Source organism: Enterococcus sp. 2201sp1_2201st1_C11_2201SCRN_220225 (assembly GCF_040925905.1).
Lineage (GTDB): Bacteria > Bacillota > Bacilli > Lactobacillales > Enterococcaceae > Enterococcus_C > Enterococcus_C asini_A.
The window spans coordinates 1-8,728 of record NZ_JBCOJC010000064.1 but is presented as its reverse complement, the minus strand read 5'-3'; the positions used below and the strand labels follow the sequence as shown (position 1 = coordinate 8,728).

Annotated in this window: 8 protein-coding genes; all 8 read right to left on the bottom strand. The window is 41.7% G+C overall.

Going from position 1 to position 8,728, the window contains the following annotated elements:
* Window positions 1–563: 563 nt before the first annotated feature.
* On the bottom strand, window positions 564–2,063 hold the full coding sequence (gene lysS, locus AB5754_RS12365; RefSeq protein WP_368251916.1) for a lysine--tRNA ligase: 1,500 nt from the start codon (window positions 2,061–2,063) through the stop codon (window positions 564–566).
* Window positions 2,064–2,223: 160 nt separating this feature from the next.
* A complete protein-coding gene (dusB, locus tag AB5754_RS12360) occupies window positions 2,224–3,234 on the bottom strand; it encodes a tRNA dihydrouridine synthase DusB (RefSeq protein WP_368251915.1) in 1,011 nt (336 codons plus the stop codon).
* On the bottom strand, window positions 3,227–4,117 hold the full coding sequence (hslO, locus tag AB5754_RS12355) for an Hsp33 family molecular chaperone HslO (protein ID WP_368251914.1): 891 nt from the start codon (window positions 4,115–4,117) through the stop codon (window positions 3,227–3,229). The genes dusB and hslO overlap by 8 nt, the downstream gene beginning before the upstream one ends.
* Before the next feature lie 224 nt (window positions 4,118–4,341).
* Entirely contained in the window at window positions 4,342–4,953 is a 612-nt protein-coding gene (locus AB5754_RS12350) for a MarR family winged helix-turn-helix transcriptional regulator (protein ID WP_368251913.1), read from the bottom strand.
* A 183-nt stretch (window positions 4,954–5,136) separates the two neighbouring features.
* Window positions 5,137–5,895, bottom strand: coding sequence for an acetylglutamate kinase (gene argB / locus AB5754_RS12345; RefSeq protein WP_368251912.1), 759 nt, complete (start codon window positions 5,893–5,895; stop codon window positions 5,137–5,139).
* Between the two features lie 29 nt (window positions 5,896–5,924).
* The gene (argJ, locus tag AB5754_RS12340) at window positions 5,925–7,112 is read right to left on the bottom strand and encodes a bifunctional glutamate N-acetyltransferase/amino-acid acetyltransferase ArgJ (protein WP_368251911.1); all 1,188 of its coding nucleotides are present in this window, start codon (window positions 7,110–7,112) and stop codon (window positions 5,925–5,927) included.
* Window positions 7,113–7,127: 15 nt separating this feature from the next.
* Window positions 7,128–8,159 (bottom strand): N-acetyl-gamma-glutamyl-phosphate reductase, encoded by a 1,032-nt coding sequence (gene argC, locus AB5754_RS12335; protein WP_368251910.1) that lies wholly within the window; start codon window positions 8,157–8,159, stop codon window positions 7,128–7,130.
* Window positions 8,160–8,296: 137 nt separating this feature from the next.
* On the bottom strand, window positions 8,297–8,728 hold a 432-nt coding region (locus tag AB5754_RS12330), incomplete at its 5' end, for an aminotransferase class III-fold pyridoxal phosphate-dependent enzyme (protein ID WP_368259627.1).

The following is an 8,728-nucleotide window of genomic DNA, read 5'->3' as shown; positions in this document are numbered from 1 at the left end:
TGTTGTTTGCTTTGATAAATCAAAGCGCCCTACACATTGGTTGTTTTGCTTTTTGTTCAGTTTTCAAAGGTCTACTGTGTTGCTCCAGCAACTTTTATATCATATCAGATGACATTTCGAATGTCAACTGTTTTTATAAAAGTTTTTTTGGCAACCTGCGTTTAAACCGCAACGCCATAAGCTTTTCAGCAACTCTGTTAGTTTACCAAGAGAAGAACAAGTTGTCAACATGTTTTTAAATGTTTTTTTCAACTTCAGTCCGTATCACTTTAGCGCCCTAACGGACAAGTAATAATATACCAACATCGAAGCCCTCGGTCAACGTTTTTTTGTAATTTTTTTCGCTTTTTTTCAAAGACGAACACCACTTTTTCCAGCGTTGATTTCTTTCGGTTTTTAACCCTTTTCAATTTAATTCAATCTTTAGAAAACGGTCTTACGCTTGCTTTTTTATTTGCTTAGAAAATGACGAAATAAGAAATCCACTGCGATTTTTTGATTTTTCGATTCATTTGGATAAAAAAATAGTTGGCAAGTTAAAACTTGCCAACTACTTTTTTATCTTATCGCATAGTTGGGAATAGTAAAACGTCGCGAATGGATTGCGCATCTGTTAAGAGCATTACCAAACGGTCAATCCCAATTCCTAGCCCACCGGTTGGAGGCATACCGTATTCTAAAGCTTCCAAGAAATCTTCGTCAACGCCATGGGCTTCGTCATCACCCGCGTCCCGTTGCCGTTCTTGTTCTTCAAAACGTTCCCGTTGATCAATTGGGTCATTTAACTCAGTAAAGGCATTGGCAAACTCTTTGCCTATAATGAATAGTTCAAAACGATCCGTAAAGCGTGGGTCTTCGGCATTTTTCTTCGCCAAGGGAGAAACTTCCACTGGATGGCCATACACAAAAGTTGGTGCAATTAAAGTTTCTTCTACAAAAGTTTCGAAAAATTCATTGATAATTTGGCCAATTTGCATAGAATTATTGATTTCTACGTGATGTTCTTTGGCTAGTGCTCGGGCTTCTTCTAGAGACATCTCTTGCCAAAAATCTACTCCCGTCACTTGTTTAATCCCATCTACCATGTGCAAGCGCCCAAAATCGGCATCTAAATCAATGCTTTGACCATCATATTCAATTTTTCCAGTGCCGTTTGCGGCAATTGCAGCATTGCGGATAATGCCTTCTGTTAAATCCATCACATCTAAATAGTCAGTGTAAGCTGTATAAACTTCTAACATGGTGAATTCTGGATTATGGGTAGTGTCAATTCCTTCATTACGGAAAACCCGGCTGACTTCATAGACTTTTTCCATGCCGCCTACGATTAATCGTTTCAAATGCAATTCTAAAGCGATTCGCAAATACAACTCCATATCCAAAGCGTTGTGGTGAGTCGTAAATGGCCGAGCAGAAGCACCACCTGCTTGATTGTGCAAGACAGGAGTTTCTACTTCCAAGTAACCTTGGCCATCTAAGTAGTTGCGAATACTAGAAATGATACGGCTCCGTTTTACAAAACGATCGAAGCTTTCTTTGTTACTGATTAAGTCTAAGTAGCGTTGACGGTAGCGCTGTTCAATATTCGTTAAGCCATGGTATTTATCTGGCAAAGGACGTAATGCTTTTGAAAGCAAGGTCACTTTTGTCGCTTTAATACTGACTTCACCCATATCCGTCTTCATGATTTCCCCTTCAACCCCTAGGAAATCTCCCAAATCAGCTTTTTTGAAGATTTGGTAGTTCTCTTCTCCCACAGCATCTTTACGGACATAGATTTGAACTTGTCCTTCTCGATCTTGGAGATGGGCAAACCCAACTTTCCCTTTGCCCCGTTTGGTCATCATACGACCGGCAATACTAGCTTCAAGGCCTAATTCCTTGATTTCTTCTTTAGTTAGCTCATCAAATTTCTCGTGAAGTTCTTGTGAATTATAAGTACGGTCAAAACGCTTGCCGAAAGGATCAATCCCTTCTTCACGCAGGCTATCCATCTTTTCTCGACGAACCAACATTTGATCGTTTAATTCTTCTGCTTTTGGCTGATTTTGTGTTTCAGACACGCGTTTTCCTCCTCTTAATTTCCCTTAGCGGTCACCTAGTTAGCTTATGACCCTGCCTTTTTGAAAAATCTTCAAAATAGGCCCATTCTTACTTATAATGCCAAGATTAGCGCAAAAAAGCAAGCCGAAATTCCCTTTTCGGCTTGAATCTTTTGACTTCTTAGGAAAGGGTGCTCATTAGTTGATTCGCTTCGGTGCGATTGGCAAAATCATCTAAAATCGCTACAACCGCTGCTGGCCCTTCCGCTTCATTGATAGCTTTTTTGACTTTGCTGGCTTTTGGAACGCCTTTTAAGTAATAAGCCGCATGTTGGCGGAACTCCCTAGAACCGATAGATTCCCCTTTTAAATCCACTAAGCGCTGCAAATGAACTTTAGCCGTGGCGATTTTTTCTAAGGGTGTAGGTTCTGGAATCAACTCACCAGTGGTCAAGTAGCGCTCCGTGCGATGAATCATCCACGGATTTCCCAGTGCCGCCCGGCCAATCATCACGCCATCGACTCCTACTTCATCAATCATTCGTTTCGCATCTTCCGGGGTACGGACATCGCCATTGCCCATAAAAGGAATGGTTAAGTGTTTTTTGACTTCTTTTAAGATTTCCCAATCAGCCTGGCCGGTGTACATTTGCACCCGAGTTCGACCGTGCATGGCAATGGCTGCGGTTCCTGCTGATTGTGCAGCCATTGCATTTTCTACCGCAAAAATATGTTCAGAATCCCAGCCAATCCGCATCTTCACCGTTACGGGAATATCCACGCTGCTGGCAACGGCTTGAACCATTTCATAAATCTTCTCCGGATCCAAGAGCCATTTTGCCCCAGCATCTGCTTTGGTGACTTTAGGCACGGGACAACCCATATTAATATCAATAATATCGGCTTTGGTGTTTTCTTGCACAAATTGGGCTGCTTCCACCAAGGTGTCTTTATTGGCACCAAAAATTTGTACGCTTAAAGGATGTTCTCGTTCATCGATGTAAAGCATCTCCAAAGTTTTCTTATTACGAAAATGAATCCCCTGATCGCTAATCATCTCACAGACAACGAGGCCTGCTCCGAATTCTTTTACCGTAACGCGAAAGGCCGCATTACTAATCCCTGCCATGGGGGCAACTACTACCCTGTTAGGAATCACTACATTTCCAATTTGCCAACTTTGATCATTCATTTGCGGCTTGTGCCTCCTCTTTTAAGGCTACTAATTCAGCTTCTGAGTATTCATATTTTTCACCACAAAAACTGCAAACCGCTTCGGCACCATGATCTTCATCAATCATACCTTGAATTTCTTCTGCACCTAACGTAATAATCGCAGTAGCAAATTTTTCCTTAGAGCAATCACAAGCAAAGGCCACCGGCATTTTTTCTAAAATTTCCAACTCTGTATCTGGCAATAAACTTTGCAAAATTTCTTCTGGTGTCTGCCCTTCATCTAATAAGGTAGAGATTTGGGGTGTATTAGCCAAGTTGTGCTCAATGGCATCAATAATCGTATCATCAGCCCCGGGCATAATTTGCAACATAAAACCACCGGCTACTTTAATACTATCGTCAGTATCCACTAAAACACTTAACCCGACGGCAGAAGGGATTTGTTCAGAAATCGCCAAGTAATAGGTGAAATCTTCTCCTAGTTCGCCCGAAACAATTGGCGTTTGACCAGAAAAAGGCTCTTTTAAGCCTAAGTCCTTAATCACCGTAAACATTCCTTGGCTGCCCACCGCACCTTTTACATCTAGTTTGCCTTTTTCATTTAAAGGCAGGCTGACATGGGGATTTTGCAAATAGCCTTTGACCTGTCCGTGACCATTGGCATCCACGACAATCGCCCCTACAGGACCATCCCCTTGAATTTTAATCGTCAATTTGTCATCGCCTTTAACTGTAGCTCCTAATAATAAACCTCCCACTAAAGAACGACCAAGAGCTGCTGAAGCGGTATTCCATGTATCATGACGGCGTTGCGCTTCTGCTACTGTCTGGGTTGCCGCCACTCCATAAGCTCGAACTAAGCCATTATAAGCCAATGCTTTTACTAAATAATCTTCCATCTTTTCCGTCTCCTTTGGTTTCATTAGTGAATCATACAGTCTGACGTCAGATTTTTCAACTTGATGGCTCGATTTTTAGGAAAATGCAAAACTGCCCTGACAAATCAGGGCAGCTCTTTATTCTTCTATATAAGGGAGTGCTTCTTCAGAACTGTTTTTGACTAAATCCAAAATCCATAGTAGTAGTCCTAGCATAGGCATCACCTTCCTTTCTAACGTAATTTTTAACAAAAGTAATTTGGTTCATCGTGATTGAAAAAGTTATCGTGATGGCGTGGTCCTCGATTTTTGTGGGTCCCATCAGGAAAATCCGGAAAACCAGGGCCACCTTTAAAGCCACCAGCAAATCCCCCTCGACGTATCTCATTTAAGATTTTCCGTCGCTTTTCATCTGTAAGGCCACCTTTTAAAGCTTCCTCGGGTAATTTTTCTTCCATACAATCACTTAATTTATTCAACAGTTGACTTAGTTGCCTTTGTTCTTCTTCATTTAGCTGATCAAAAATAGTTTCTTTCGGTTCAGTGTTCATTTTTGCGGCAACTTCTCGTCCTTCATCGGTCAATTTTACCACCATCACCCGACGATCCTGTTGGGAAGGAGTACGGGTAATATAGCCGCTTTTTTCCAATTTAGTCAGCAGTTCTCCCAAAGACTGAGGGCGCATATCCAAAAGGTAGGTCAGTTGTTTTTGAGTAATTTCTGGTTGCATTTTTAAAAGCATCAATACGCGGCCTTGCCCTTGATGGGGGTTAGCTCCTTGATCTTTTTTCTGCCAGAAGAGATAGCGACGTAATAAATTTTCAAATCGCATGAAATCTTCAAAGATATTTTCCATATCAAACACTCCTTTGATAATTAACAAGGTACCTTACAAAGATTATAATACAGGTGCCTTACTAATTAGTCAAGTACCTTATCAATATTTTTCAAGTACCTTATTGATTTTATACTATTTCCTAAAAAAAGAGACTGACCCTAATTGGTCAATCTCAAAAATCACTAGTGTTAGTTACTACTTTTATGCTTTTACTTGAGCACATTCCTTCGTTAAGAGTTGGGTACCTTTTGTCACAATCGAATTATTAATGCACACCGATTTCACCCCAGCTAAAAGCGCTTTTTGCGCACCGTGGACTTTGGGTAACATCCCCCCCGTAATTACCTTTTGACGAATCAGTTCTGTCACTTCTGGAGCAGCGACTTCTGTCAGCCACTCCCCTTTTCGACAAATACCGGGCACATCCGTCAAGAGATACAAAGCTTCGGCATGAAGCGCCGCGGCTACTTTACACGCAACCTCGTCGGCATTAATATTGAGCCATTGCCCACTTTCTGTAATCCCTAATGGTGCAATGATAGGAATGTGATTTTTTTCCAATAGAAGTTTGAGCAGCGGATGATTGACATTCGTCACTTTTCCCACAAATCCCAACTCTGCTTCATTTAAGAAAACTCCTTGGATGAGCTGATCACTGCCAGCACTTAATCCAAGGGCGTGAAACCCTTCTGATAAAAATTTCGTGGTAATCAATGGTTGGACTTGCCCCAATAAGACCATGCGAGTGACGTCTAGTGCACTGCTATCGGTAACTCGCAAACCATTTTTAATTTGAACTTTTTGACCTAGACGTGTCATCATTTCTGAAATATAGTAACCACCACCGTGGACGATTACCACTTGTTTACCATTGGCCTGCCATTTTTTAATTTGATTAAAAAAGCTTTGGTCCAAATTATCAGAAGCAATCCCACCCATTTTTACCACGATTACACCCATTGTTCTCCCTCATTTCTTTTGCCTTTAAACTAGGTATGATACAGCGCATTGATTTTCACATAATCATAGGTCAAATCACATCCCCATGCGCGCCCTTTCCCGGTACCATCCGCTAATTTTACTTGAATCACTAACTCCGGCTGTTCTAAATAGCTCCCCATGGCTTCTTTATCAAACAAAACTGGTGTCCCCTGATCAAAAACACAATGTTCTCCAATAGAAATTTTCAAAGTTGTAACTTCTAACTCTACACCACTGTAACCGATGGCACATAAAATGCGCCCCCAGTTAGGATCTTTGCCAAAAATTGCTGTTTTTACTAAGGGCGAACCTACCACTGTTTTGCTGATCATGCGAGCAGCTAAATCATCTTTTGCTCCTGTGGTAATTACTTCAATTAGCTTGGTCGCTCCCTCTCCGTCTTTTGCAATGGCTTTGGCCAAAAAAGTCAGAACTTTTTCCAACACTTTTTTAAACTGCTGATATTCAAAAGTATTTGCCTTAATCACAGGATTTCCAGCTTGACCATTCGCCAAAATCAATACCATGTCATTAGTGGAAGTGTCTCCATCTACCGTAATTTGATTAAATGTAGTCTCCGTTAATTCCCTCAAAACCTGCTGTAAAAGAGACTGCTCTATAGCCACATCTGTAGTCACAAAACCTAGCATCGTAGCCATATTCGGATGAATCATACCTGATCCTTTGCCACAACCAGCTAAGGTCACCGTTTTTCCGGCGATTATTTCTTGATACACTACAGACTTTTCACAAGTATCCGTGGTTAAAATAGCTTGTTGGAAATCACTCCCTACACCCGCTCCTAACTCAGAAATTCCTGTCGCCACCGTTTCCATAGGTAAGATTTTGCCGATTACTCCCGTAGAAGCAACTGCTACCAAATCCGGATTAATTGCCAGTGCTGCCCCGGCAAGTTGGGCCATAGTTGCCGTATCTTTTACTCCTTGAGCACCCGTACAAGCATTGGCATTACCAGAATTCACGACAACCGCCTGAGCCTGCCCTTTTGCCACCACTGATTTCGTATAGGTTACCGGAGCCGCCTGTACCAAATTAGTGGTGAAAACTCCTGCAATGACAGCTGGTACATCAGAATAAATCCAGCCAATATCTTTTCTCCGCTTCTTCAGCCCACAATGAATTCCATCTGCATGGAACCCTTTAGGACTAGCAATGTCCCCTGTGATTTTTTCCAATGCCCATCTCTCCTTTTATGGATATAGCGGTAAATGCCACAATCCACTCGTCTCTTCAATACCGGCCCACCGATTGTAGTTTTGTATCGCTTGTCCTGCGGCGCCTTTCATTAAATTATCAATAACTCCCACCACAGTAACGATTCCTGTTTCAGCATTTAAGCCTAGCCCAATATCACAAAAATTTGTGCCGGTCACTTGGCGTAGTTGTGGCAATGTCCCCATGGGTTGCAAACGAACAAAGGGTTGCTCTTGATAACACCTTTCATAAGCTTGATAAATTTCTACCTCTGATAGTCCATCGGTCACTTTAGCATAGGCTGTCATGAAAATTCCTCGCTTCACGGGAATCAAACTAGTAGTAAAGTGAATGTTGGTGATTTCTTCATCCCATTGCTGCAATTGTTGCAGAATTTCTGGAATATGCTGATGCCGATTAAGCTTGTAGAGGCTCATATTTTCATCCACATTTACGTAGTGAGTACTTTCTCCTAAAGTTTTCCCTGCTCCTGAAAGTCCTGATTTCCCGTCTAAAATCAAACTACTAGAATCAACTAAACCACCTTTGACTAAGGGCGCTATAGTTAATAAGGCCGCTGTAGCATAACATCCAGGATTAGAAATCAAATTTCCTAATTCTTGGCTAGTAAATTCTGGTAAAGCGTAGGTTGCTTTGGCTAATAATTCCGGAGCGGCTGCATCTTTTTCATACCACTGAGTGTAAAGCGCTGGATCTTTCAAACGAAAATCCCCAGACAAATCAATCACGGGAAAGTTTTCTGTGATAAACACTGTTGCCAACTCTTTTGCCACTCCAGCCGGTGTTGCAAAAAAGACTAGATCATTTTCTGCCATAATCATTACGGGATCAAAGGGATGTACCGGTAAATGAAGCAAGGCTTGCAAATGGGGATACTCCTCTTCAATTGAATGTTTATGCAAGGAATAACTATGAACGGTACCAATCTCCAATTGGGGGTGTCCTTGGATAATGCGTAACAATTCAATCCCCGTATATCCTGTTACACCAACAATTGCCGCCTTCATAACCCAACCTTCTTTCCTTAAATTACTTCAAATTATAAACAGCGTTCTTTTGTCTGTCAATGATTATTTATAATCTTTCGAAATATTTTTGTTTATTTTATACATTTTTACCACTATTTTTTGTATAAACATCAAATTTAGTCTGCTAAAACTCCTTTAATCATTTCCAGTCCGGTAATCATTTCTTCTTGCGTAATGGTCAAAGCCGGCAACAAGCGCAAGACCCGTTCACCAGCACGCAAGGTCAATAGCCCTTGGTCTTCCAAAGCTTTCATAGTTTCATGCAGAACCTCAGCACTCGTCAATTCAATGCCCCACATCAGCCCCAATCCACGAATCTCCTGAATTTTTCCAGAAGAAATTGCGTCAAGTTTCTTTTCCATCAACCGGCTAGTTTCCTGTACTTCCTCAAAAAAGCCAGGTGCTTTCATCGTTTCCGTAACTGCTAAGGCCACTGCCATGGCAAGCTTATTGCCCCCAAATGTCGTCCCGTGACTCCCTGGGCCAAAAGCTGCCCCCAACTCTTTTTTTCCAAACATCGCCCCCACTGGAAAGCCATTGCCTAATCC

Excerpts from the sequence above, each read along its gene's own strand:
- dusB (WP_368251915.1), bottom strand. The coding sequence starts at position 3,234 with ATGAATGATCAAAGTTGGCAAATTGGAAATGTAGTGATTCCTAACAGG.
- AB5754_RS12350 (WP_368251913.1), bottom strand. The coding sequence starts at position 4,953 with ATGGAAAATATCTTTGAAGATTTCATGCGATTTGAAAATTTATTACGT.
- argC (WP_368251910.1), bottom strand. The coding sequence starts at position 8,159 with ATGAAGGCGGCAATTGTTGGTGTAACAGGATATACGGGGATTGAATTG.
- argB (WP_368251912.1), bottom strand. The coding sequence starts at position 5,895 with ATGGGTGTAATCGTGGTAAAAATGGGTGGGATTGCTTCTGATAATTTG.
- hslO (WP_368251914.1), bottom strand. The coding sequence starts at position 4,117 with ATGGAAGATTATTTAGTAAAAGCATTGGCTTATAATGGCTTAGTTCGA.